Origin of the sequence: Pseudomonas sp. JL2 (genome assembly GCF_031570495.1) — a bacterium.
In the GTDB taxonomy this organism is placed as follows: Bacteria; Pseudomonadota; Gammaproteobacteria; order Pseudomonadales; family Pseudomonadaceae; genus Aquipseudomonas; species Aquipseudomonas rhizophila.
This window is the reverse complement of record NZ_JAKUDH010000001.1, coordinates 586,302-608,878: the sequence shown is the minus strand read 5'-3', so window position 1 is coordinate 608,878 and position 22,577 is coordinate 586,302. Positions and strand designations below refer to the sequence as shown.

At 62.4% G+C, this 22,577-nt stretch carries 21 protein-coding genes; 7 read left to right on the top strand and 14 right to left on the bottom strand.

Features of this window, described 5'->3' with window-relative positions; translation table 11 throughout:
- Window positions 1–170 precede the first annotated feature (170 nt).
- Genes MKS85_RS02740 through MKS85_RS02725 form a run of 4 tightly spaced genes read left to right on the top strand, consistent with a single transcriptional unit; the run spans window position 171 to window position 5,300 of the window.
- Complete coding sequence (locus tag MKS85_RS02740; RefSeq protein ID WP_047225711.1) at window positions 171–653, top strand: formate dehydrogenase subunit gamma; 483 nt, start codon at window positions 171–173, stop codon at window positions 651–653.
- Window positions 647–2,206, top strand: coding sequence for an NADH-quinone oxidoreductase subunit NuoF (locus MKS85_RS02735; protein WP_139049911.1), 1,560 nt, complete (start codon window positions 647–649; stop codon window positions 2,204–2,206). The genes MKS85_RS02740 and MKS85_RS02735 overlap by 7 nt, the downstream gene beginning before the upstream one ends.
- Window positions 2,203–5,079, top strand: coding sequence for a formate dehydrogenase subunit alpha (gene fdhF, locus MKS85_RS02730; protein ID WP_310662658.1), 2,877 nt, complete (start codon window positions 2,203–2,205; stop codon window positions 5,077–5,079). Before MKS85_RS02735 ends, fdhF begins: the two co-directional genes overlap by 4 nt.
- Window positions 5,076–5,300, top strand: a complete 225-nt coding sequence (locus MKS85_RS02725; protein WP_274090131.1) for a formate dehydrogenase subunit delta — start codon at window positions 5,076–5,078, stop codon at window positions 5,298–5,300. The genes fdhF and MKS85_RS02725 overlap by 4 nt, the downstream gene beginning before the upstream one ends.
- Window positions 5,301–5,398: 98 nt before the next feature.
- On the opposite strand, the gene MKS85_RS02720 is transcribed toward MKS85_RS02725, so the two are convergent.
- From MKS85_RS02720 to MKS85_RS02685, 8 genes are all read right to left on the bottom strand, one after another.
- Window positions 5,399–5,917, bottom strand: coding sequence for an AidA/PixA family protein (locus tag MKS85_RS02720; protein ID WP_047225715.1), 519 nt, complete (start codon window positions 5,915–5,917; stop codon window positions 5,399–5,401).
- Window positions 5,918–6,220: 303 nt separating this feature from the next.
- Window positions 6,221–6,583: a Na+/H+ antiporter subunit G gene (locus MKS85_RS02715; RefSeq protein WP_047225716.1), complete on the bottom strand. Its 363-nt coding sequence runs from the start codon at window positions 6,581–6,583 to the stop codon at window positions 6,221–6,223.
- The gene (locus MKS85_RS02710; protein ID WP_047225717.1) at window positions 6,580–6,858 is read right to left on the bottom strand and encodes a K+/H+ antiporter subunit F; all 279 of its coding nucleotides are present in this window, start codon (window positions 6,856–6,858) and stop codon (window positions 6,580–6,582) included. The genes MKS85_RS02715 and MKS85_RS02710 overlap by 4 nt, the downstream gene beginning before the upstream one ends.
- Window positions 6,855–7,343, bottom strand: coding sequence for a Na+/H+ antiporter subunit E (locus MKS85_RS02705; protein WP_139049914.1), 489 nt, complete (start codon window positions 7,341–7,343; stop codon window positions 6,855–6,857). The genes MKS85_RS02710 and MKS85_RS02705 overlap by 4 nt, the downstream gene beginning before the upstream one ends.
- Entirely contained in the window at window positions 7,340–9,022 is a 1,683-nt protein-coding gene (locus tag MKS85_RS02700) for a monovalent cation/H+ antiporter subunit D (protein ID WP_310662657.1), read from the bottom strand. The genes MKS85_RS02705 and MKS85_RS02700 overlap by 4 nt, the downstream gene beginning before the upstream one ends.
- Window positions 9,019–9,363 (bottom strand): Na+/H+ antiporter subunit C, encoded by a 345-nt coding sequence (locus MKS85_RS02695; RefSeq protein WP_047225720.1) that lies wholly within the window; start codon window positions 9,361–9,363, stop codon window positions 9,019–9,021. The genes MKS85_RS02700 and MKS85_RS02695 overlap by 4 nt, the downstream gene beginning before the upstream one ends.
- The gene (locus tag MKS85_RS02690; RefSeq protein ID WP_310662656.1) at window positions 9,363–12,290 is read right to left on the bottom strand and encodes a monovalent cation/H+ antiporter subunit A; all 2,928 of its coding nucleotides are present in this window, start codon (window positions 12,288–12,290) and stop codon (window positions 9,363–9,365) included. The genes MKS85_RS02695 and MKS85_RS02690 overlap by 1 nt, the downstream gene beginning before the upstream one ends.
- A gap of 181 nt (window positions 12,291–12,471) precedes the next feature.
- Window positions 12,472–13,497: a DMT family transporter gene (locus MKS85_RS02685; protein WP_047225722.1), complete on the bottom strand. Its 1,026-nt coding sequence runs from the start codon at window positions 13,495–13,497 to the stop codon at window positions 12,472–12,474.
- Here MKS85_RS02685 and MKS85_RS02680 point away from each other — a divergent pair.
- Together MKS85_RS02680 and MKS85_RS02675 are read left to right on the top strand one after the other, a co-directional pair.
- Window positions 13,492–14,055, top strand: coding sequence for a helix-turn-helix domain-containing protein (locus MKS85_RS02680; protein WP_047225723.1), 564 nt, complete (start codon window positions 13,492–13,494; stop codon window positions 14,053–14,055). The genes MKS85_RS02685 and MKS85_RS02680 overlap by 6 nt on opposite strands.
- Before the next feature lie 15 nt (window positions 14,056–14,070).
- Window positions 14,071–15,519 carry an FAD/NAD(P)-binding protein gene (locus MKS85_RS02675; RefSeq protein ID WP_310662655.1) on the top strand — a complete coding sequence of 483 codons (1,449 nt, stop codon included), beginning with the start codon at window positions 14,071–14,073 and terminating at the stop codon, window positions 15,517–15,519.
- Window positions 15,520–15,684: 165 nt separating this feature from the next.
- Here the strand turns inward: MKS85_RS02675 and MKS85_RS02670 are convergent, their stop codons facing one another.
- From MKS85_RS02670 to MKS85_RS02660, 3 genes are all read right to left on the bottom strand, one after another.
- Window positions 15,685–16,800, bottom strand: coding sequence for a Gfo/Idh/MocA family oxidoreductase (locus tag MKS85_RS02670; RefSeq protein ID WP_310662654.1), 1,116 nt, complete (start codon window positions 16,798–16,800; stop codon window positions 15,685–15,687).
- Between the two features lie 124 nt (window positions 16,801–16,924).
- Window positions 16,925–17,692, bottom strand: coding sequence for an SDR family oxidoreductase (locus MKS85_RS02665; protein ID WP_047225726.1), 768 nt, complete (start codon window positions 17,690–17,692; stop codon window positions 16,925–16,927).
- 24 nt (window positions 17,693–17,716) lie between these two features.
- Window positions 17,717–18,784: a phosphotransferase family protein gene (locus tag MKS85_RS02660; RefSeq protein ID WP_076384387.1), complete on the bottom strand. Its 1,068-nt coding sequence runs from the start codon at window positions 18,782–18,784 to the stop codon at window positions 17,717–17,719.
- 180 nt (window positions 18,785–18,964) lie between these two features.
- Here MKS85_RS02660 and MKS85_RS02655 point away from each other — a divergent pair, with 180 nt between their 5' ends.
- The gene (locus tag MKS85_RS02655) at window positions 18,965–19,360 is read left to right on the top strand and encodes a DUF4280 domain-containing protein (RefSeq protein WP_310662653.1); all 396 of its coding nucleotides are present in this window, start codon (window positions 18,965–18,967) and stop codon (window positions 19,358–19,360) included.
- Between the two features lie 144 nt (window positions 19,361–19,504).
- Here MKS85_RS02655 and MKS85_RS02650 read toward each other — a convergent pair whose 3' ends face one another.
- Genes MKS85_RS02650 through MKS85_RS02640 form a run of 3 tightly spaced genes read right to left on the bottom strand, consistent with a single transcriptional unit; the run spans window position 19,505 to window position 22,532 of the window.
- Window positions 19,505–20,047, bottom strand: coding sequence for a toxin-antitoxin system YwqK family antitoxin (locus MKS85_RS02650; RefSeq protein ID WP_310662652.1), 543 nt, complete (start codon window positions 20,045–20,047; stop codon window positions 19,505–19,507).
- A 13-nt stretch (window positions 20,048–20,060) separates the two neighbouring features.
- Window positions 20,061–22,070: a type VI secretion system tip protein TssI/VgrG gene (gene tssI / locus MKS85_RS02645; RefSeq protein WP_310662651.1), complete on the bottom strand. Its 2,010-nt coding sequence runs from the start codon at window positions 22,068–22,070 to the stop codon at window positions 20,061–20,063.
- A gap of 18 nt (window positions 22,071–22,088) precedes the next feature.
- Window positions 22,089–22,532: a hypothetical protein gene (locus MKS85_RS02640; protein ID WP_047225731.1), complete on the bottom strand. Its 444-nt coding sequence runs from the start codon at window positions 22,530–22,532 to the stop codon at window positions 22,089–22,091.
- Between the last annotated feature and the right edge of the window lie 45 nt (window positions 22,533–22,577).

Sequence of the window (22,577 nt, the reverse complement as noted above, 5' to 3'; positions counted from 1 at the left end):
AGTGGCAAGCTGTAACGATGCCCCGGACCTGGTGCGCCTAGACACTTGGCCGGAGAGCGAGAATGGTGACTGGATCAGCCACGCGTCCGTGACGTGGCCCGGCACCGCAGCCAAGACTCCGGACGGCCGTCGCGTTGCGGCGGTATCGTTCGAGATGCCGAGGTACGTTTATGCCTGATGAGACGCTTCACCTGCCTCTGATTCATAGCGTGTTGCAGCGCGAAAAGGACACTCCCGGTGCCTTGCTGCCGATTCTCCACGCCATCCAGGAAGGCTGCGGGTACGTTCCCGACGCCGCCGTCCCGGAGATTGCCCATGCCTTGAACCTCAGCCAGGCTGAAGTGCGCGGCGTAATCAGCTTCTACCACGACTTCCGTACCTCGCCGCCGGCGCGCCACACGCTACGTCTGTGCCGGGCCGAGTCCTGCCAGAGCATGGGGGCCGAAGGTCTGGCTGCGCAGTTGCGTGAGCAATTGGCGCTGGATGACCATGGCACCAGTGCCGATGGCAGCATCAGCCTGCGTCCCGTCTATTGCCTGGGTGCCTGCGTCTGTTCACCTGCTCTGGAACTGGACGGCGAGCTGCATGCACGGTTAACCCCCGAACGCTTGCGCGAGCTGGTGAAGGGCTGTCTGGAGGAGGGCGCATGCTGAAGCTCTGTATCCCCCGTGATTCAGTGGCCCGTGCCGTGGGGGCGGACAAGGTTGCCGTGGCGCTGGTGAGTGAGGCTGAGCGTCGACAACTGCCGCTTGAACTGCGCCGCACCAGCTCCCGTGGGCTCTATTGGTTGGAGCCGATGCTGGAGCTTGAAACCGCCGAGGGCCGACTGGGCTTTGGCCCGATCACGCCGCAAGACGTGCCGAGCCTGCTTGATGCCCTGGCAGGAGATCCCGCCAGTCATCCGTTGGCCTTGGGGCTGGTCGAGGAAATCCCGTACCTCAAAAGCCAGCAGCGTCTGCTGTTTGCGCGTGCCGGCATCACTCAACCGCTGTCCCTGGACGATTACCGTGCCCAAGGTGGTTTTCTCGGGCTTGCGCGGGCGATCCAGATGGACGGCGCCGACGTGGTCGCCAGCGTGCTCGATTCCGGCCTGCGCGGCCGCGGTGGCGCGGCGTTCCCGGCGGGCATCAAGTGGCGCACCGTTCGAGATGCGGTAGGCGCACAGAAGTATGTGGTGTGTAACGCCGATGAGGGCGACTCCGGCACGTTTGCCGACCGCATGCTGATGGAGGGCGATCCGTTCCTTTTGATCGAAGGCATGATTATCGCGGGCATCGCTGTCGGCGCGACCATGGGCTACATCTACGTGCGTTCGGAATACCCGGACGCGGTAGCCACCCTCAATGCTGCCCTGGGCATCGCTCGCCAGGCAGGTTATCTGGGGACGAACGTGGGCGGCAGCGGTCGCGCGTTCGAGCTGGAAGTCCGGGTGGGCGCGGGGGCCTACATCTGTGGTGAGGAAACCGCCCTGCTGGAATCGCTGGAGGGCAAGCGCGGCACTGTTCGCGCCAAACCGCCATTGCCGGCGCTGCAAGGTTTGTTCGGGCTGCCGACACTGGTCCACAACGTGCTGACCCTGGCCTCGGTGCCCGTGATCCTGGAGAAGGGCGCACAGTTTTACCGTGATTTCGGCATGGGCCGTTCCTTGGGCACGATGCCTTTTCAACTGGCGGGCAACATCCGTCACGGCGGCCTGGTAGAGCGCGCCTTCGGTTTGAGCCTGCGTGAGCTGGTGGAAGGTTATGGGGGCGGTACCGCCAGTGGGCGGCCGCTCAAGGCCGCGCAAGTGGGCGGGCCGTTGGGTGCCTGGGTGCCGCCTTCGCAGTTCGACACACCGCTGGACTACGAGGCATTCGCCGCCATGGGCGCCATGCTCGGCCACGGTGGTGTGGTGGTTGCCGACGACAGCCTGGACATGGCCCGGATGGCCCGTTTTGCCTTGCAGTTCTGCGCCGAGGAATCCTGCGGCAAGTGCACGCCGTGCCGGATCGGTTCCACCCGTGGCGTGGAAGTGGTGGACCGCTTGATCGCCAGCACCGATGCCGCTGCCCGCCAGGAGCAGGCACTGCTGTTGCAAGACCTTTGCGACACCATGCAGTACGGCTCGCTCTGCGCCTTGGGTGGGATGACTTCCTTTCCCGTCGGCAGCGCCCTCAAGCATTTTCCCGCCGACTTCGGTCTGGCGACCACGGAGGCCGACCAATGATCAATATCTTCGACCCAAGCAGCGATATCGACCTTGGCACCCCGGCACGTGAAAGCGACGTGCAGGTCAGCCTGACCATTGATGGCCGCGAAATCAGCGTCGCCTCTGGCACCTCGGTGATGCGCGCGGCGGCCATGCTCGGCACCACCATTCCAAAACTCTGCGCCACCGACAGCCTGGAAGCGTTCGGCTCCTGCCGCATGTGCCTGGTGGAGATCGACGGTATGCGTGGCTACCCGGCCTCCTGCACCACGCCGGTGACACAAGGCATGGTGGTGCGCACCCAAACGTCCAGACTGGCCGATCTGCGGCGCAACGTGATGGAAATGTACATTTCCGATCACCCGCTGGACTGCCTGACGTGCGCCGCCAACGGCAACTGTGAATTGCAGACGGTGGCGGGGCAGGTGGGCCTGCGCGAGGTGCGCTACGGCTACGAGGGTGCCAATCACCTGGCCGAAGCCAAGGACGTCTCCAACCCTTATTTCGAGTATGACCCGAGCAAATGCATCGTCTGTAACCGTTGTGTGCGCGCCTGTGAGGAAATCCAGGGCACGTTTGCCCTGACCATCACCGGACGCGGCTTCGATTCCCGCGTGGCGGCGGCCGGCGGTGACAACTTCCTCGACTCCGAATGCGTCTCCTGCGGCGCCTGTGTCCAGGCCTGCCCGACGGCGACCCTGATCGACAAGAGCGTTGTGGAGATCGGCCAGCCGGAGCGCAGCGTCATCACCACCTGTGCCTATTGCGGTGTAGGCTGCTCCTTCCGCGCCGAAATGAAAGGCGAGCAACTGGTGCGCATGGTCCCGGACAAGAACGGCCAGGCCAACCATGGCCACTCCTGCGTCAAGGGCCGTTTCGCCTGGGGTTACGCCACCCACCCAGACCGCATCACCAAACCGATGATCCGCAAGCACATCAGCGACCCGTGGCAGGAAGTCAGCTGGGAAGAGGCGGTCAACTACGCGGCCAGCGAATTACGGCGTATCCAGCTCAAATACGGGCGCGACTCCATCGGTGGCATCACCTCCAGCCGCTGCACCAACGAAGAAACCTACCTGGTGCAGAAACTGGTGCGCACCGCTTTCGGCAACAACAACGTCGACACGTGCGCCAGGGTCTGCCATTCGCCCACCGGTTATGGCCTCAAGCAGACCTTGGGCGAATCCGCCGGCACCCAGAATTTCGACTCGGTGATGAAGGCCGACGTGATCCTGGTGATGGGCGCCAACCCCACCGACGCTCACCCGGTGTTCGGCTCCCAGCTCAAGCGTCGCTTGCGCCAGGGCGCACGGCTGATCGTCATCGACCCGCGTCGTATCGATCTGGTGGACTCACCCCATGCCCGTGCCGAACTGCACTTGCAACTGCGTCCGGGGACCAACGTGGCCATGCTCAATGCGCTGGCCCATGTGATTGTTACTGAGGGGCTGGTCAACCAGCCTTTCGTCGAGGAGCGCTGTGAGGCAGCGGATTTCGCCCGGTGGCGCGACTTCGTCAGCCAGCCGGAAAACTCGCCCGAAGTCCTCGGACCGGTGTGTGGCGTGCCCGCCGAGCAGATCCGCGCCGCCGCGCGGCTGTACGCCAGCGTTGACAATGCCGCTATCTACTACGGCCTCGGTGTCACCGAACACAGTCAGGGCAGCACCTCGGTAATGGGTATCGCCAATCTGGCCATGGTCACCGGCAACATTGGCCGCGAAGGGGTCGGGGTGAATCCGCTGCGCGGGCAGAACAACGTCCAGGGTTCCTGCGACATGGGTTCTTTCCCCCACGAGCTGCCGGGCTATCGGCACATTTCCAACGAGACGGTACGCGTCCAGTTCGAACAGGCCTGGAACGTGACCCTGCAACCTGATCCAGGGCTGCGCATTCCCAATATGTTCGAAGCGGCCCTGGACGGGACCTTCAAGGCCCTTTACTGCCAGGGCGAGGATATCGCCCAGAGTGACCCAAACACCCAGCACGTGACCGCGGCACTGTCGGCCATGGAATGCGTGGTGGTGCAGGATATCTTCCTCAACGAGACGGCCAAGTTCGCCCATGTGTTCCTGCCGGGCAGCTCGTTCCTTGAGAAGGACGGCACCTTCACCAACGCCGAGCGCCGCATTTCCCGGGTGCGCAAGGTGATGGAACCGCTGGCCGGTAAGGCCGACTGGGAAGCCACCGTGGCCCTGGCCGATGCCTTGGGCTACAAGATGCACTACAACCATCCTTCGCAGATCATGGACGAGATCGCTCGCCTGACCCCCACCTTCAGCCGCGTCAGCTACGCCGAACTGGATCGTCACGGCAGCCTGCAATGGCCGTGTAACGACGCCGCGCCCGACGGCACGCCGACCATGCACATCGAGCAGTTCGTGCGTGGCAAGGGACGCTTTATGCTCACCGGCTATGTACCCACCGAGGAGAAGGTCAACAGCCGCTATCCGTTGCTACTGACCACCGGGCGGATCCTTAGCCAGTACAACGTCGGCGCCCAGACCCGACGCACCGACAACGTGGCCTGGCATGAAGAGGACCGGCTGGAAATCCACCCGACCGATGCCGAAAACCGCGGCATCGTCGAGGGTGACTGGGTCGGTATCGGCAGTCGCGCCGGGCAGACGGTGCTGCGTGCGAAAGTCACCGAGCGGGTGGCGCCGGGGGTGGTCTACACCACCTTCCACTTCCCTGAATCGGGCGCCAACGTCATCACCACCGACAACTCCGACTGGGCGACCAACTGCCCGGAATACAAAGTGACGGCGGTCGAGATCGTGCGGGTCAGCCAGCCTTCCGAATGGCAGAAGCGCTACCAGGCCTTCAGTGATGAACAGGGACGTCTGCTCAGAGAGCGTCGCCATGCCGAGAAAGCCGAGGTGCGGCGATGAGTTCCGAAAGCCTGATCAAGATGGCCAACCAGATCGCACAGTACTTCGCCAGTGAACCGGATCACGAGCAGGCGGTGAACGGTGTGCGCCAACACATGAAGAACTTCTGGACGCCGGCCATGCGTCGCCAATTGAGTGCTTGGCAAACCGAGCATCCAGGCGCAGTACTGCATCCTTTGGTGCTGGCGGCACTGACGGAAACGACAGAGGGGGCGGTCTAGCGGGGCCGGCGAGGGCGGGAACGGGCACAGCCCTGGCCGGTTCATCGTCGAAGACGTATGACAAAACCGGTCAGGGCTGTGGTCAACTCAGGGATCTGTCAGTTGACAGTGATGTAGGGGTCCCAGCTGTAGTTCGGACCAATCTGGTTCAGGTTCCGGTCCAGCAGAACAAAGGTAACGGTGTACCAGAGTTTTCCTGCGTTCAGGGCCGTGGACTGCCAGAAGGTGTAGGTCACGTCAGTTTTGGCGATGCCGTGGGGGGCGCCTTTGTCCAGGTACGGCACCGGGATATTCGGTATGTTGTAGGAGATCGGGGTCGACATGGAACCTGGGTAATCACCGCCCTGGTGAGGGTTGCCTTGCTGGACGTTGGTGATCAGTGCGACGCGGTCGAAGTTGCGCGACAGGGTCGTTGCGCGCCAGCGGATGTTGTCGCCGGGGTTCACGTCGATCCACAACTCGTCGCCACCTTCGCCGGTGTTGCCGCTGGCTTGCTTGTCGACTGCATCGCGGCTCACCAGCATGGCCACTGCGCCGCCGACATCGCCAGGATGGGCGATCAGGTAATCGGCATCAATCGTGACAAGCACATCAATTGTTTGGGTCGCTCCAGACATTTTGTTGCTCCTTGATCGTAGTGACATCGACGACCGCGCCCTCAAAGGGCGTCCGGGCCACCCGGTCCCTGGGTGCGGTCTCGGGGGGAACGATAGAAGACGGCTTTATGGAGTCAAATTTCGATTTCTTGACGCTGAAAAAGCGCAGCGAAGCGCGACGGCGGCATGTCCTTGATTCGGTTCCGAACCGGACATTTTCGTAAGAGGCATCGGGTGAAATTCTGGCGGCATGCGTAGGTGAAGGCGCACAGCGCATGTCTGTCTTTGCCTTCAATGCCGCCACGGACACGCCGCAGGAATTGGTCAGCCGCCGTGCTCGGTCCTGCGGCTGCTGACTTCCGCCGGTACGTCATCCCCGGCCATGCGTTTGCGAAACAACGCGGCGCGGGCCAGCAACAGGGTGGTCACCGGTACCGTGATGGACAGCAGGATCGGTATCAGCCAGGCATGCAGAACCGGCGCGGACTTGAGCGCTGAAAAATAGATGATCGAGGCCAGCGCCACGCACCAGGCGCCCAATGTTGAAGCCAGGGCCGGCGGGTGCATGCGCTGGAAATAATCCTTCAAACGCACCAGACCGATCGCTCCGGCCAGGGCGAACAGGCTGCTGAGCACCAGCAGGATCGCCACGGGAATTTCGACCCACATCGACAGTTCGCCGCTCATTCAATCACCTCGCCGCGCAACAGGAACTTGGCCAGGGCGAACGAGCCGACAAAGCCGAACAGGGCGATCATCAGCGCCGCCTCGAAATAGGTGTCACTGGCGTAACGAATGCCCAGCACCAGCATCATCAGCATCGCCACGATGTACAGATAGTCCAGGGCCAGTACCCGGTCTTGCGCTGACGGTCCCTTGAACAGACGCAGCAAGGTCAGCACCATCGTCAGGGAGAACAGGAACAGGCTCAACAGGATCGCGTTGGACAGCAATGGGCTCATTCGAAAATCTCCATCAGCGGCCGCTCGAAGGTGGTCTTGAAGTGCGTAATGAATGCCGCTTCGTCTTCCAGATCGAACACGTGCAGTAGCAGGACGCTGCGATCCAGGGCCAGTTCCGACCAGACCGTGCCGGGAATCACCGTGGTGATCATCGACAGCGCCGCCAGGCCATTGGCATCGTGCAGGTCCAGCGGCACCTTGATAAACCGCGAGCGAGGTGGGCGGTGTCCAGCGTTGATCACACTCCAGGCCACGGCCAGATTGGACACCAGCACTTCGCGACCCACCAGCAGGAACAACCTCAGCACTGCCCAGGGCCGCCGAATATGGATGGGTCTGGGGCGCAACGGGCGCATCATTAAAGGTGCCAGCACGCCCAGTGCCGCTCCCAGCAGCAGATGCCCTGCGCTGAGGGACAGGTTCAACAGCAGCCAGAGCAACCAGAGTGCCAGGGACAACCACGGAGCAGGAAACAGACGTTTCATGGTTGCACCTCTGTCAGTGCGCTGTCCGCTTTCGGGCCGGGGACGGGGCGGGTAGCGAGCACCGACATCACATAATGTTCGGGGGTGTTCAGCCCGGCGGCCGCCTCCTGGGTGTAGCGCAGCAGTGGTTCGGCCTTGAAGGTCAGCGCGATGCCCAACCCCAGCAGCACGATGATCGGCAGGCATTCGGAAGGTCGCAACAAGGGTGACGGTCGTTCTTGCGGCGTCCAGAAACGCTGGATACCCAGGCGCGAGAAAGCGATCAACGACGCCAGCCCCGACAGGATCAACAGCGCCAACAAGCCCCACGCCTGGTTCGACACCGGTTCCACACTGTCCCCAGGCCCCTGAGGGTTGAGCAATGCGCTCATGAGCCCCAGCTTGCCGATGAACCCCGAAAGTGGCGGCATGCCCACCACCAACAGCGTGCAGGCGATGAAGCTCAAGCCGAGGAAGGCCATGGTCCAGGGAATGACTTGCCCGATGACGGCTTTCTGTTCGTCATCGAGGTTGATGCCCTTGGGCGGTTGCAAGGATTCCAGTGGCCGAGGCAGGACATCGAGATCGTCCTCCAGCGACGGCTCATTGGCCGAGCGCGAGCGTTCGATCAGCTCGGCCAGCAAGAACAACGCACAGAGTGCCAGGGTCGAACTCACCAGATAAAACAGCGCCGCACCCACCAGGTTTGGCTGGGCAAAGCCGATGGCTGACAACAGGATTCCGGCGGACACCAGGATACTCAGGCTGGCCATGCGCTCCAGGCGCTGGGCCGCAAGAATGGCGATGGCGGCACAGATGATCGTCGCCATGCCGCCGTAGATCAGCCAGTCGCCGCCGAAATATGCCGAGGCACCGGCCTGGCCGGAGAACAGCAACGTCCACAGGCGCAGGATCGTGTAGACGCCCACCTTGGTCATGATCGCGAACAGGGCCGCCACCGGCGCACTGGCGGCGCTGTAGGCCGGCACCAGCCAGAAGTTCAGCGGCCACATGCCGGCCTTGGCCAGGAACGCCACCGCCAGGATGCCCGCCCCGGCGTGCAGCAAGCCCCGGTCGGCTTCCGGTACCAGGGGCACCTTCAACGCCAGGTCTGCCATGTTCAACGTGCCGGTGACGCCATAGATCAGCGCCGCACCGATCAGGAACAGCGAGGAGGCCAGCAGGTTGATGGAAATGTAGTGCAATCCCGACGACACCCGCGCCCGGCCCGAGCCGTGCAGCATCAAACCGTACGACGCTGCCAGCAGCACCTCGAAGAACACAAACAGATTGAACAGATCCGCGGTCAGGAAGGCCCCGTAGAGGCCCATCAACTGGATCTGGAACAGCGCATGGAAACTCGCGCCGGCGCGATCCCAGCGGGCTGTGGCGAACAGCAAGGCACTGACGCCGATGATGCCGGTCAACACCAGCATCAACGCCGACAGACGATCGACCACCAATACGATGCCGAACGGCGCCTGCCAGTTGCCCGGCAGGTACACGCCGATGGAGGCGGGCAGGGCCTGGTCCTGGGTCCAATGCAACAACAGCATGGCGATGCCCAGGCCCAGCAGGCTGGAAAACAGATTGATCCGCGCTTTGAGCGGGCGATGCTTCTCGCCCAGCATGAGCATCAGCGCAGCGGTGAGCAGCGGCAGCAGGATCGGCGCGGCGATCAAATGAGGCGTCAACATCATTCCTTGGGCTCCCGACCGTCCACATGGTCCGTGCCGGTCAAGCCCCGGGAAGCCAGCAGGACCACCAGGAACAGCGCGGTCATGGCGAAGCTGATCACAATCGCAGTGAGGACCAGCGCTTGGGGCAGTGGGTCGGTGTAATGCAGCAGGTCCTGGGGTATGCCGTCCTTGATGATCGGCTCCTTGCCGATGAACAGGCTGCCCATGCTGAAGATAAACAGATTGACGCCATAGGACAGCAGGCACAGGCCCATGACCACTTGGAACGTCCGTGGCCGCAGCACCAGCCAGACCCCGGAGGCGGCCAGCACGCCGATTGCTATTGCGATGACTTCTTCCATCAGGCCGCGCCTCCCGCTACCGGTTGTGCAATGGGTTTTGGATGCAGGCCAGGCTTGTGGGCCCGCACCGACTGGTGAGCCAGGGCGGTGAGAATCAACAGGGTCGAACCGACCACCACGGCGTAGACGCCGATGTCGAAGAACAGCGCGCTAGCCAAATGAATATCACCCAGCACCGGCAACTCGAAATGCCAGGTGTGGGTGGTCAGGAATGGATAACCCACGGCCATCGCTCCAAGCCCCGTGACCGTGGCGAACAACAGCCCCGTGCCCATCCAGCGCAGCGGACGCAGGCTCATTTGCGCTTCGACCCATTGGGTGCCGGCGACCATGTATTGCAGGATGAACGCCACCGACATCACCAGCCCGGCCACGAAACCGCCACCGGGTTGATTGTGACCGCGCATGAACAGGTAGAACGACACCACCAGGGAGATCGGCAGCAGCAAACGCACCAGCACCGACGGCACCATCATGAACCCCAGCGCGGTATCACTGGCGTGGCGCGGGTTGACCAGATCGGTGACCACATCGGGTGCCAGCAGACGCTGTTGGGCCGGTAGCTGCATGCTTTCCTTGGGTGGCCGGAAACGTCGCAGCAGGGCGAAGACCGCCAGAGCCACCGCCACCAGCACCGTGACCTCGCCAAGGGTGTCGAAGCCACGGAAATCCACCAGCATCACGTTCACCACGTTGCTGCCGCCGCCCTCGGGCAAGGCCCGGCTCAGGTAAAACGATGAAATATCGTTGGGTGTCTGACGGGTCAGCATTGCGTAGGACAGCAGCGCCATGCCGCCACCCACGGCGATGGACAGCAGCAAGTCCCGCAGGCGGCGGATGCGCGCGCGTCGTTCGCTGTTGGGTCGCGGCGCTGCATCCTCGATCCGCCGGGGCAACCAGCGCAGGCCCAGCAGGATCAGCACGGTGGTGACCACTTCCACGGCCAGTTGCGTCAGGGCCAGATCGGGGGCCGAGAACCAGACGAAGGTCACGCAGGTCATCAGGCCGCAGACGCTGACCATGGTCAGGGCCGCGAGCCGGTGATACTTGGCTTGCCAGGCCGCGCCCAGGGCACAGGCAATTGCCAGCAGCCACAGGGTCACGAACACGATGGAGCCAGGGATCTTCGGCCGGTCACCCCACACCAACGTGCTGTTGAGCATCGGGATCAGCCCGGCCAGTACGGCGGCCAGCACCAGCCAGAACAGCTGCGCTTGCAGGCGCCGGGTGCTGATCTTGCGCTCCAGCCGTCGGCCCTGGCGCATCATCAGCACCAGGCAGCGCTCGAACAGCCGCTTGCCGCTGAATCGGCCAATGAACGGTGGATGCTTGATGTGGCCCAGTTTGAACTGATTGCGCAGCAGCAGATAAAGCACGATGCCGCCGGACATCGCCACCAGGCTCATGATCATCGGCGCGTTCAGGCCATGCCAGATCGCCAGGCTGTACTCGGGCAACGGGCCGCCCACCACCGGCAACGCAGCGGCGGCCAGCAACGAGCCGACCACCTGGGCCGGGAAAATGCCCACCAGCAGGCAGGCGAACACCAGCAACTCCACCGGTGCTCGCATCCAGCGTGGCGGTTCATGGGGGGTATGGGGCAGGTCGGTGGCGGGGGGGCCGAAGAACACGTCCACGGTAAAGCGCAGGGAGTAGGCGACGCTGAAGGTCCCGGCAATGGTGGCGATGATGGGTAGCGCCAGCTCGACCCAGGCCGTGGCGGAGATAAACACGGTTTCGGCGAAGAACATTTCCTTGGACAGAAACCCGTTGAGCAGCGGCACTCCGGCCATCGCCGCGCTGGCGACCATGGCCAGGGTGGCGGTGAACGGAATCAGCCGCACCAGGCCGCTGAGCCTTCGAATATCGCGGGTGCCGCTTTCGTGGTCGATGATCCCGGCGGCCATGAACAGCGAGGCTTTGAAGGTGGCGTGGTTAAGAATATGAAACACCGCCGCCACAGCAGCCAGCGGACTGTTGAGGCCCAGCAGCAGGGTGATCAACCCCAGATGGCTGATGGTGGAGTAGGCCAGCAGGCCCTTGAGATCGTTCTGAAACATCGCGCAGTAGGCGCCCAGCAACAACGTACAGGCCCCGGCGCCGCCGACGATGTAGAACCATTGTTCACTGCCCGACAGCGACGGCCACAACCGCGCCAGCAGGAATACACCGGCCTTGACCATGGTGGCCGAATGCAGATACGCCGATACCGGAGTGGGCGCGGCCATGGCATGGGGAAGCCAGAAGTGGAAAGGGAACTGCGCGCTTTTGCTCAGCGCGCCGATCAGGATCAGCGGCAGCAGGATGGGGTAGAGGGCGTGGTCACGGATCACGTTGCCGGCAGCCAGGACCTTGTCCAGGTCATAGCTGCCCACCACATGGCCGAGGATCATCACGCCGGCCAACAGGCACATCCCGCCGGCCCCGGTCACCATCAAGGCCATGTAGGCTCCGCGTCGGGCATCGGCGCGGTGATGCCAATAGCCGATCAGCAGGAATGAGAACAGGCTGGTCAGTTCCCAGAAAAACACCATCTGGATCAGGTTGCCGGAAATCACCAGGCCAAGCATGGCACCCATGAAGGCCAGGAAAAACGCAAAGAAACGCGGCACCGGATCGTCCGGCGACATGTAGTAGCGGGCATACAGCGACACCAGCGTGCCGATGCCCAGCACCAGCATCGCGAACAGCCAGGCGAAACCGTCCAGGCGCAGCACGACATTCAGGCCCAGGCTCGGTAGCCAGAAATACTCCTCACGAATCACACCGCCGTCGGCGATCTGCGGGTACAGCAAAGCCACCTGAACGGTGCCGACCAAGGCCACGAGGCCTGCCAGCAAGGATTCGGCGTTACGGGCGTTATGCGGCAGCAGCGCCGCGACACAGCTGCCGATGAAGGGCAAAAGCAATAGAACTATCAGTGACATAGGCTTCTATTCGGCGGGAGTTTGTCAGGGATCATACGTGGCGAGCGTCCGATCACCAACCGCCAGCCTGTCGCAGAATCCTACAAGGCCGGTGGAGTTTTCCTATTTTGCGTGGGGTAGGAGCCGCCGAAGACGGCGACCTTCCTAGAGACAAAACTTCTCGAAAGGTTTTTCGATTGCCTCAGCGTTCGCGCTCAAGCACCTCATCCGCCTCGTTGACAATTTTGCCGCGGGTTTTCAGTTCACTGACGATCACCGCCGCCACGATCAACACCGCACCTACCAGCGCAATCGCCGGCAACCGCTCGCCGGCCAGGCGCCCGGCAATACCGGCCCACACCGGCTCGCCGGCATAGATCAGCGTGGCGCGGGTGGGCGAGACGCTTTTCTGCGCCCAGTTCATCGCCACCTGGATCGCCGCGCTGGCCGCCCCGAGGCCCACGGCGCTGATCAGCAACAGCCAGGAAAAGTCCGGAATTCTTTCCTGGGTGGGCACCACCATCAAAAATGCCAGCACCGCCGTGCTTGCCAGTTGCACCACGGTTACCCGGCGCACATCGACCTGGCCGGCGTAGGCGCTGATCAGGATGATTTCGGCGGCAATGGCGATGGCGCTGATCAGCGTGGCGATTTCACCGGGGCTGAAATTCAACGATGCCCCGGCCGGGCCCGACACCAGCATCAACCCGGTGAAGGCCAGCATGATGCCCAGGCTCGGCATCAAGCCGGGCCGACGGCCCAGCACCAGCCACTGCAACAGCGGCACGAACGGCACGTAAAGTGCGGTGATGAACGCCGATTGGCTGCTGGGAATGGTCTGCAGGCCGACGGTCTGCAAGCCATAGCCGAGCATGATCGCCACGCCGATGAAGCTCCCGGCCTTGAGTTCGAACAGGGTCAGGTCCCGCAGATGCCGCCACGAAAACAGCGCGACAAAGGCAGCAGCGGCGGCAAACCGCAGGCCCACGAAAAACATCGGCCCGCTGACCGTCATGGCGTGTTGCACCAGAAGGAAAGTACCGCCCCAGATCATGGTGATCAGCACCAGCACGCATTCGGCCTTGCTGAACCTTGAGAAACGGGAGGAAGCTTGAGGGGAGTTCACCGATGCCATGACCTTGCGCGCCACTTGAGGCGGACGCACAATGCGCCCGAAGAAGGTGGGCAGTATAATGCGCAACCCCAGCAGATGAGCAATATAGTGCACAAAGAAAACGGCCAGCGGGCATCCGTCCTGCAACACGTCAGCCAGAACGTCCGCCGCCTGCGGCACGCCGCGCAGCTCAGTCAGACAACCCTGGCCGAACTGTCAGGGGTCAGCCGGCGCATGTTGGTGGCCATCGAGGCCGGCGAAAAGAACGTCAGCCTGACCACCCTTGACCGTGTCGCCGAAGCCCTCGACGTGGCCTTCAGCGACTTGATCCAGGCCCCCGATGCCCGCGACCCGAGTCGCATCAACGAACTGGCCTGGGCCGGTACCATCCCCGGCAGCAAAGCCGTGCTGCTGGCCAAGGCCACCGCCAGCCGCGAAGTCGAACTTTGGGAATGGCGCCTGGAGCCCGGTGAGCATTACCCATCCGAACCTGATGCCGATGGCTGGAGCGAGCAGCTCTATGTGTTCGAAGGCTGCCTGACCCTTACGCTGGGCAGCGCAGAGCACCAGATAGGCGCCGGTGAGTTTTTCATGTTTGCCAGCAACCAGCCCCATGCCTATCGCAATGAGGGGCCGGTGGCGACGAGATTCGTACGCAACGTGGTGATTTGATTCCTGGAGAGCGACATGCATACAGCGCTGGATCGACCTGGCAGCAGCATCACCCGCGAGGCCGATGTTTTGATCATCGGCGGTGGCCTGAGCGGAGCCATGCTGGCGGCGCAGCTACTGCGCCTGCCTGGCCGGCGCAACGTGCTGATCGTCGAGCCGCGCAGCGAGTTGGGCCGGGGCGAGGCCTACAGCGCCGTGGAGCTGGGCCACACCTTGAACGGCAACGCCGCGCGAATGAGCGTCGATCCGGACAACGCCGATGACCTGACCCAATGGCTCGCCGAATTCATCGAGGCCGGCGGCTGGCCCGAGTCGGATCAGCAGCATGTGCCGGTCAGCGAGCTGTTCCCGCCCCGGGGAATCTTTGGTTTATATGTGCAGCAGCGTCTGGCCGAAGCCCGGGCGCTGGGGGCCCGCAATGGCTCTGTGGCGGAGCATGTGCGCGGGGAGGCCGTGGATTTGCAGGTCGCCGGTGATGCCGTGCTGCTGACGCTTGACGATGGCCAGACGTTGCGCGGACGTTTCGCGGTGCTCGCCACCGGCATGTTCCCGGCGGCGCGCACCCCGCAGACCGAATCCAGCGGCTTGAATGCCGCCGCGCTGGACCCTTGGGATGTAGCGGCGATGCGTCGGCTCGATCCGCAATCCACGGTGTTGATCATTGGCTCAGGGCTGACGATGGTGGATGCCGTGGTGTCCCTCGAGCAGGCCGGGCATCGCGGACCTATCGAAGTGTTTTCCCGCCATGGCCTGCTGCCCCATGTGCGTCGACAACCGCCTGAGTGGGTGGACTTTCTCGCCGCCGATCACAGCCTCCGCTCGCCACGCCAATTAATGCGCGCTCTGCGTGAGCAATGCCGTCAGGCCCAGGCCGAGGGCATCGACTGGCAGGCCCCTCTGGACACGGTGCGTGCGCACATCGGGCGCTTGTGGAGCCAGGCCAGCGATGTGCAGCGCCGGCAATTCGTGCGGCATGTACGACCCTGGTGGGAGAGCCATCATCATCGTTCGCCGCCTTTGAGCGCTGAGCTGGTGGCGCGGTTGCACGAGGAAGGGCGGTTGCGGATCCAGGCAGCGTCGTTCAAGGGGCTGGCGCCGTCTGCCGAGGGAGCGGTGAACATCCGCATTCGCCGAAGGGGCGAGGCAGACCTGACGGTGGTGCAGGGTGCTGCGCTGATCAACTCCAGTGGCATTGAATACGATTGGCGCCGGGTTGCACGACCGTTGCCCCAACAACTGCTGGCTCGCGGATTGGTCCAGCCCGGCCCGCTGGCCCTGGGCATCGCCGCCCGTCCCGATGGCGCGGTGCTGGATGCCCAGGGCGAGCCTGCCAGTCGTCTGTTCGCCATGGGGCCACCATTGCGCGGGATGTGGTGGGAAAGCACCGCCGTGACCGATGTGGCAAGCCAGGCCAAGGCGCTGGCGGCGCGGTTGGTTGAGTGGCAAACCCAATACCCACGTTGAACACAGTCCCCTGTGGCGAGGGAGCTTGCTCCCGCTGGGTTGCGCAGCAACCCCAAGGAGGCTAGCTGCAGTCAACCTGACACACCGGGTGAATGGTTTTGGGGCTACTTCGTAGCCCAGCGGGAGCAAGCTCCCTCGCCACGGGGTGTTCACTCGCGTGTGAGGTTACAGCTCGCTGATGTTCACCCAGCGCTGTTCCCGTGCCGCCAGGCGAATCGCCGCCGCCAGCCGCTCCACTTCCCAGGCTTCTGCAAAATCGGTCCCGTCGCCGCCTTGGCCAGCGAGGGCCATGATCAGTTCCTGGACTTCCAGGGTCTTCAATTCGTTGTACCCCAACTGATGCCCGGCCGCTGGGCTGAACGCGGCATAGCCCGGCAGATCCGGGCCGGCCAGCAGGCGCTGGAAGCCCCCTTGGCCGACGCGGCACAGGCGCAGTTCATTCAGCCGTTCCTGATCGAACGCCAGGGTGCCGAGCGTGCCGCTGATCTCAAAACTCAGGTGATTCTTGTAGCCGTGCTTGAGCCAACTGCTGCTGACCGTGCCTCGGGCGCCGCTGGTGAAGCGCAGCAGGGCGTGGACTTGGTCATCCACGGCGATGGTGCGCTGCTCAGTGTTGTCGGCACTGGCGGGGCGTTGGCTGTGTACGGTCTGGCTGTCGGCACACACGGCCTCGACATCGCCCAATAAATGACGGGCCATGGCCAGCAAGTGACTGCCCAGGTCCGCCAATGCGCCGCCAGCGTGGGCGGCTTCGCAGCGCCATGACCATGGTGAGGTCGGATCGGCCATGAAGTCTTCGCTGAACTCACCCTGGAAACTGATGATCTGCCCCAGTTCCCCGCGCCGGATCATGTCACGCGCCCGTTGAATGACTGGATTGTGCTGGTAGTTGTAGCCGACCCGCGTGACCACGCCGGCCGCCTTGGCCGCCCGCTGCATCTGGTCGGCCTGTTCCAGCGACACGGCCAGGGGCTTTTCACAATAAACCGGCTTGCCCGCTGCCAGCGCAGCCATGGCCATCGGGAAGTGCAAATGGTTGGGCGTGGTGATGGCGATCAGGCCGACCTTCGGGTCGTCGATCAGTTGTTGCCAGTCGCTGTGGGCCGTCTCGAACCCCCAGCTCTGGGCGCACTGCCGGGCACGCTGGGGATCGGCATCGGCCAGCGCCGCCAGTTCCAGGTTCAGGGGGAGGTCGAACACCGCTTTGGCATTGTGAAACGCCAAGGCATGGGCACGGCCCATAAAGCCAGTGCCAATCAGACCGATGCCGAGTTCGCGCATGAGAAAGAGCCCTTTGAGTTTTTATTTTCAGAAGGGCTCTTTATGGAATAAACATTCGCATATTGCAAATGCTGGAATAAATATTCTTTTGTTGGCGCTCACTGCTCCCACAGGGGAAACATCATCAGGAGAGGAAACCCCCATCCACATTCAGCGCCACACCGGTGGTATAGCTGGACGCATCACTGGCCAGGTACAGCACCGCGCCGGCCATTTCGCTTGGGTCGGCCACGCGCTTGAGCGGGATCTGCGCCAGGGCGGTTTTCAGGATCGCGTCGTTCTTGACCAGCGCCGAGGCGAACTTGGTGTCGGTCAGGCCCGGCAGCAAGGCATTGCAGCGGATGCCGAATTGCGCGCATTCCTTGGCGAACACCTTGGTCATGTTGATGACTGCAGCCTTGGTTACCGAATAGATGCCCTGGAAGATCCCCGGCGAGATGCCATTGATCGACGCCACGTTGATGATGCTGCCGCCACCGTTTTCGCGCATCAGCTTGCCGGCTTCGACCGACATGAAGAAATAGCCGCGAATGTTCACGTCGACGGTTTTCTGGAATGCCCCCAGGTCAGTGTCCAGCACGTTGCAGAACTGCGGGTTGGTGGCGGCGTTGTTCACCAGGATGTCCAGGCGCCCGAACTGCTCGCGGATACCGGCAAATACCTGGCTGATCTGTTCCATTTCACCGATGTGGCAGGCGATGGCGGTCGCTTTGCCGCCAGCGGCGATGATGGCATCGGCCACGTGCTGGCAACCCTCGAGTTTGCGGCTCGAGACGATCACATGGGCGCCTTGCTGGGCCAGCAGTTTGGCGATGGCCTCGCCGATGCCGCGGCTGGCGCCGGAAACGAAAGCGATTTTACCGTCGAGGTCGAACAACTGAGTCTTGGACATGCTGTTTCCTTGTTATAGATGCGCTCAGAGCGTGGATTTGCTGATGACCTGCAGGCTCATCTGCTCCAGCAGTTTGTTCATCTGAACGAACTGCGCGAAGCGTTTGTCCTGGGTCTGGCCATGGAAGAAGCGGTAGTAGATCTGTTGGACGATGCCGGCCAGACGGAACAGGCCGTAGGTGTAATAGAAGTCGAAATTGTCGATGCGGATCCCGGAGCGTTCGGCGTAGTAATCGACGAACTCGCGACGGGTCAGCATGCCCGGTGCATGGCTGGGCTGGCGGCGCATCAGTTGTACCGGGGCGGGGTCGCCGGCTTCGATCCAGTAGGCGAGGCTGTTGCCCAGGTCCATCAGCGGGTCGCCAATGGTGGTCAGTTCCCAGTCCAGCACGCCGATGATCTGCATCGGGTTCTCTGGGTCGAGGATCACGTTGTCGAAGCGGTAGTCGTTGTGCACGATGCTGGAGGTGGGGTGGTCGGCAGGCATCTTCTCGTTGAGCCAAGCCTTGACCGCCTCCCATTTCGGCGCGTCCGGGGTCAGGGCTTTTTCGTAACGGTCGCTCCAGCCTCGGATCTGCCGGGCCACGTAGCCTTCGGGCTTGCCCAGGTCGGCCAGGCCGCAGGCCTTGTAGTCAACCTGATGCAGTTCGACGAGGCGGTCGATGAAGCTCTTGCACAGGGCTTCGGTACGGGCAGCGTCAAAACCCAGTTCCGGCGGCAGGTCGGAGCGCAGGATGATGCCTTTGACCCGCTCCATCACGTAGAACTCGGCGCCCATCACCGACTCGTCGGTGCAGTGCACGTAGGCTTTCGGGCAATAGGGGAAACCTTCGCGCAACTGATTGAGGATGCGGAACTCACGGCCCATGTCGTGGGCGGACTTGGCTTTATGGCCGAACGGCGGACGCCGCAGGACGAATTCCTGTTCAGGGTATTCCAGCAGGTAAGTCAGGTTCGAAGCACCACCGGGAAACTGGCTGATCTGCGGCGTACCGGTCAGGCCTGGAATGTGGGCCTTGAGGTACGGGTCGATCAGACTGGCATCGAGTTCTTCACCGTCGCGGACACGGGTGGACTGATCAGTAAACGCCATGCTTATCCCTTCTGCTTATTTTGGAGGCCATCGATCATTGGCTAATCTAATGGCAGGTGAGAGGCGTCACAAGCACGCCAGGGTCTTATAGGTTAGCGTGTTGCAGGATAATCAGCGGGCCTGATGCCGGGTGGATGAGCTATGGTTTCAGCGTCTGTCGCTTTTCAGGGAGCCATCGCGATGGGATGCCCGCAAGTCTGTGGCACCGCAACCTTGCAATGCAGTTTCGGCGCCTGCCCGGCGGTGCTCAATGTGCTGCCGGTCAATCGGTTGCTGACCGGCGGGATGCCGGCGGCGAATATCATGGATCACATTCCTCTGGTGAACATCACCACCTTCGGCATGTGTCAAAGCCTGGCTAACCCGACCGTCGCCGCTGCGACTGCCGCGGCATTGGGCGTGCTGACACCCATGCCGTGCATTCCTGCCACCGCTACGCCCTGGATCCCCGGCGGCCCGCCGACCTTGCTGCTGGGCAACATGCCGGCCATCGATGCCAACAGCACCCTGATGTGTACCTGGGCCGGGGTGATCAAGATCGTCGTGCCGGGGCAGGTGCAGATGCTCATTCCTTGATTGGTTCGGACCTACAGGTAGGGAAGATTTCCTGTGGGAGCGAGCTTGCTCGCGATAGCGGCGGTTCAGTTGGTGGAGATGTTGGCTGTACCACCGTCATCGCGAGCAGGCTCGCTCCCACATGGGTAAGGGGAAAGATAATAATTATGCTTGCGCCGGATCACTCCAGCGCCTGAACCACCAGCGCACCCTGGAAATCGGCTTGCCCTCGGCGTCCAGTGGTCGGCCGTCTTCGGCATAAGCGTGTGCCGGTTCCAGCAGTTGGCCGTTGAGGTAGCGGGCCTCGACGGCGGGGTTGCCATTGGGGTGCATGCGTCGATAACGACCGTCACGCACACCGTCACGATAGAACTCGGACTCGGCCAGTTGCCCATCGGGGAAATAGTTGTTCGCTTCACCGTGCAGCAACCCACCCCGATAAGTGGCCTGGCGCTGCAGCCCGCCTTCGGCGGCGTAGAAGCTTGCCACGCCCTGCAGTTTGCCTTTGACGAAGGGCAACACCGCGGAGACTTTACCGTTGGGGTGATACAGCGTGCTGGTGCCTTGCAGCTCACCTTGCTGATAGTTGAGTTTCGCTTGCGGGCGCTGGGCCTCCTCAATCTGCAGCGGGCCGTCGAGGTGGTCGTCGACCAGTTGCCCGCTCAGGTGACTGTCGCCACGCTCCACGTCGAGTTTTTTCGAGCTCATTGGCACGCTCCCGTCAGTTGACCTTCACCAGGCCGCCCTTGATGGTCAGCATGCCGCCGCCGTCCACGGTCTGTTCGGCGGCGGCCTTGTTCACCAGGCTGATGCCGGCGTCGTTGGTCAGGGTGGTGCCGGCCTTGTTTTCCAATGACGTACCGGCCTGGTTGCTCAGGGCGGTTCCAGCCTTTTGGCTGATGGACGTGCTGGCCTGGGCTGCCAGGTCGGCACCGCTCTTGATCGCGAAACTGCCGCCGCTTTGCAGGGTCAGGGTGCCACTGACCTTGATGGTCAGGTTGCCGTCCACCGTCAGCTCATAGTTACCGGTGACCTTGTGCGCGTAGTTGCCCCCGGTGCTGTGATTCTGGTCCGAACCCACGGTCACGGTGCGAGTGTCCTTCACATCGAGGCTGTCGCTGCCGGTCTGGATGGTCACGCTGCGTTTGCCCTTTTCCAGGGTGACGGTTTCGTCGCCTTCCTTGACCGTGCGGGTGCGCGCGTTCTGCACCGTGAGGGTTTCATCGTGACCGACCGTGGCGGTGGTGTCGTTGAGCACGTTGATGTTGAAGTCTTTCTGGGCCTGGAGAAAAACCTCCTCGGCGTCCTTCTTGTCCTCGAAGCGCAATTCGTTGAAACCGCCGCCGCCCTTGGACGAGTTGGTCTTGATCCCGGACTGGGTCTGGTTGGCCGGCAGCGCGTAGGGCAGGGCGTTGTCGCCGTTGTAGACACAACCGGTCACCAGCGGCCGGTCGGGGTCGCCGTCGATGAAGGTGACGATGACCTCCTGGCCGATGCGCGGCACGAACTGCATGCCAAACCCCTTGCCGCTCCAGGGCAAAACCACGCGAACCCAGCAGGATGAACTCTCGTCGTTCTTGCCGGTTCGGTCCCAGGGGAACTGCAACTTGATCCGCCCGTATTCATCGGTCCAGATTTCTTCGCCGGCCTTGCCCACCACCAGTGCCGTCTGGGTGTGCATGCGTGGTTTTTGCGTGGTGCGGGGCGGTCGATAAGTCGTGGCCTTGGGAATCGCCTCGAAGCGGTTTCGGTAGCTATCGTGGCTGGCTTCGTGGCTGACCGAGGTCACCACCCAATCGATATTCAGCGTCGGGTCTTCATGGCCGGCGAGGGTGAACCAATACCCCGGCACCAGCCAACGGCAGTCGCTTTCGCCGACAAAACGCTTCTCCTGACTGCGCAGGCCATCCACCCGTTGTTTGGTCAACGCATCGCCCTGGCCCTTGGCGTCATAGCCGCCCGGATGCTCGTATATCGAACTCGGCCCGGCGACGGCTTCGGCCTGGCTGTAGAGCGAAGTCGTTGGCGTGGTGAATTGGTAGTCGGTTGCCTGGTAGACCCCGGCCACCGCTTGCAGGCACACCTGGCCTGAGCGGATGCCATGCAGTTCCCGATCACCTATTTTCTGCCCGAGATAATTCACCGTCGGGCCATTGGGGATCGGCAAGAACGCATCATTGTTGTCAGCCAGCACCAGCGTGTGCGTGCCTTGCTCGTGGCTGAAAAACCAGAAAATCCCGTCTTCTTCCATCAACCGCGAAACAAAGGCCAGATCCGTTTCGCCGTATTGCACGCAGTATTCGCGTGGTGTGTAGCTGCCGGTGAGTTTGAGCTGGAAATCGGTGAAACCATGGGCCTTGAAAATCGTGGTGACGATGTCCGAGGTGGCGAGGTTCTGAAACACCCGATTGTTGCTCGCCAGGGTCAGCCACCAAAGCCACGGGCGCAATAAAAGTTGATAGCGTTCGGCGGTGGCGTCGGCGGGGAGCTGGCGGATCTCCGCGACCAGAAAATCCAGCGGGCGCAACAAGGCGTCCTTGTGCAGCGTCATGGTGACATGGCTGGCGACAGCGCTGGTGAGGGTCAGCGAAGGGCCGTCGTTGATGCCGTTGAGGATGTGCGAGCCCAACGCATTGAGGCTCTCTTCGCCGGACAGCGATTCCGGATACAGCGCCGACAGCGTGGCCGCGGTGAGGGAGAGGGTGGTGTTGCTGTCGGTGGAGCGGGGCATTGATTGTCCTCAGCGCCTTTAAATATCGTCAGGAAATCCTTCGACCGGGCCTGCCCATAAACACGACTCAACCGGGAAAGGAACATTGTCCAGTTGATTGGTATTGACCCCAATGCGTTGAGCGCAAATTTTGTCAGGCTCGCCAACTTTTTTAATCTTGATGAATCCGCTATTTACGTAATCATCCACTTTCTTCATCTGTTTTGGTTTTATCCATGCGAGGTTGAAATACAAAACATAGACTTCTGACAGTTTGCTAATGCCGAGTTTCTCTTTTTTCTCTCGTATTTCAGACGGCGGTATGGTCGTTAAATAGAAACCTTCTTCATGCTGCTTTTTGAACCAGGCCCACTTTTGAGGTTGATTCATCGTGCATTTCCACTCCCGGACGGCGGGGGTGCCGATTTGATTATCAGTGATGGATTTGGCCGCTGACTGGGTGGTGTAGTGATAGAACTTCATAAGGGCTCCGGTCCAACTCAGAAAGACTTAACAGGCGATGAACCA

Coding starts and splice junctions, on each gene's coding strand:
- tssI (WP_310662651.1), bottom strand. CDS start 22,070: ATGCCCCGCTCCACCGACAGCAACACCACCCTCTCCCTCACCGCGGCC.
- MKS85_RS02660 (WP_076384387.1), bottom strand. CDS start 18,784: ATGGCGTTTACTGATCAGTCCACCCGTGTCCGCGACGGTGAAGAACTC.
- fdhF (WP_310662658.1), top strand. CDS start 2,203: ATGATCAATATCTTCGACCCAAGCAGCGATATCGACCTTGGCACCCCG.
- MKS85_RS02690 (WP_310662656.1), bottom strand. CDS start 12,290: ATGTCACTGATAGTTCTATTGCTTTTGCCCTTCATCGGCAGCTGTGTC.
- MKS85_RS02735 (WP_139049911.1), top strand. CDS start 647: ATGCTGAAGCTCTGTATCCCCCGTGATTCAGTGGCCCGTGCCGTGGGG.
- MKS85_RS02715 (WP_047225716.1), bottom strand. CDS start 6,583: ATGAGCGGCGAACTGTCGATGTGGGTCGAAATTCCCGTGGCGATCCTG.
- MKS85_RS02740 (WP_047225711.1), top strand. CDS start 171: ATGCCTGATGAGACGCTTCACCTGCCTCTGATTCATAGCGTGTTGCAG.
- MKS85_RS02650 (WP_310662652.1), bottom strand. CDS start 20,047: ATGAGCTCGAAAAAACTCGACGTGGAGCGTGGCGACAGTCACCTGAGC.
- MKS85_RS02675 (WP_310662655.1), top strand. CDS start 14,071: ATGCATACAGCGCTGGATCGACCTGGCAGCAGCATCACCCGCGAGGCC.
- MKS85_RS02640 (WP_047225731.1), bottom strand. CDS start 22,532: ATGAAGTTCTATCACTACACCACCCAGTCAGCGGCCAAATCCATCACT.
- MKS85_RS02700 (WP_310662657.1), bottom strand. CDS start 9,022: ATGATGTTGACGCCTCATTTGATCGCCGCGCCGATCCTGCTGCCGCTG.
- MKS85_RS02725 (WP_274090131.1), top strand. CDS start 5,076: ATGAGTTCCGAAAGCCTGATCAAGATGGCCAACCAGATCGCACAGTAC.
- MKS85_RS02670 (WP_310662654.1), bottom strand. CDS start 16,800: ATGCGCGAACTCGGCATCGGTCTGATTGGCACTGGCTTTATGGGCCGT.
- MKS85_RS02655 (WP_310662653.1), top strand. CDS start 18,965: ATGGGATGCCCGCAAGTCTGTGGCACCGCAACCTTGCAATGCAGTTTC.
- MKS85_RS02705 (WP_139049914.1), bottom strand. CDS start 7,343: ATGAAACGTCTGTTTCCTGCTCCGTGGTTGTCCCTGGCACTCTGGTTG.
- MKS85_RS02710 (WP_047225717.1), bottom strand. CDS start 6,858: ATGAGCCCATTGCTGTCCAACGCGATCCTGTTGAGCCTGTTCCTGTTC.
- MKS85_RS02720 (WP_047225715.1), bottom strand. CDS start 5,917: ATGTCTGGAGCGACCCAAACAATTGATGTGCTTGTCACGATTGATGCC.
- MKS85_RS02695 (WP_047225720.1), bottom strand. CDS start 9,363: ATGGAAGAAGTCATCGCAATAGCAATCGGCGTGCTGGCCGCCTCCGGG.
- MKS85_RS02665 (WP_047225726.1), bottom strand. CDS start 17,692: ATGTCCAAGACTCAGTTGTTCGACCTCGACGGTAAAATCGCTTTCGTT.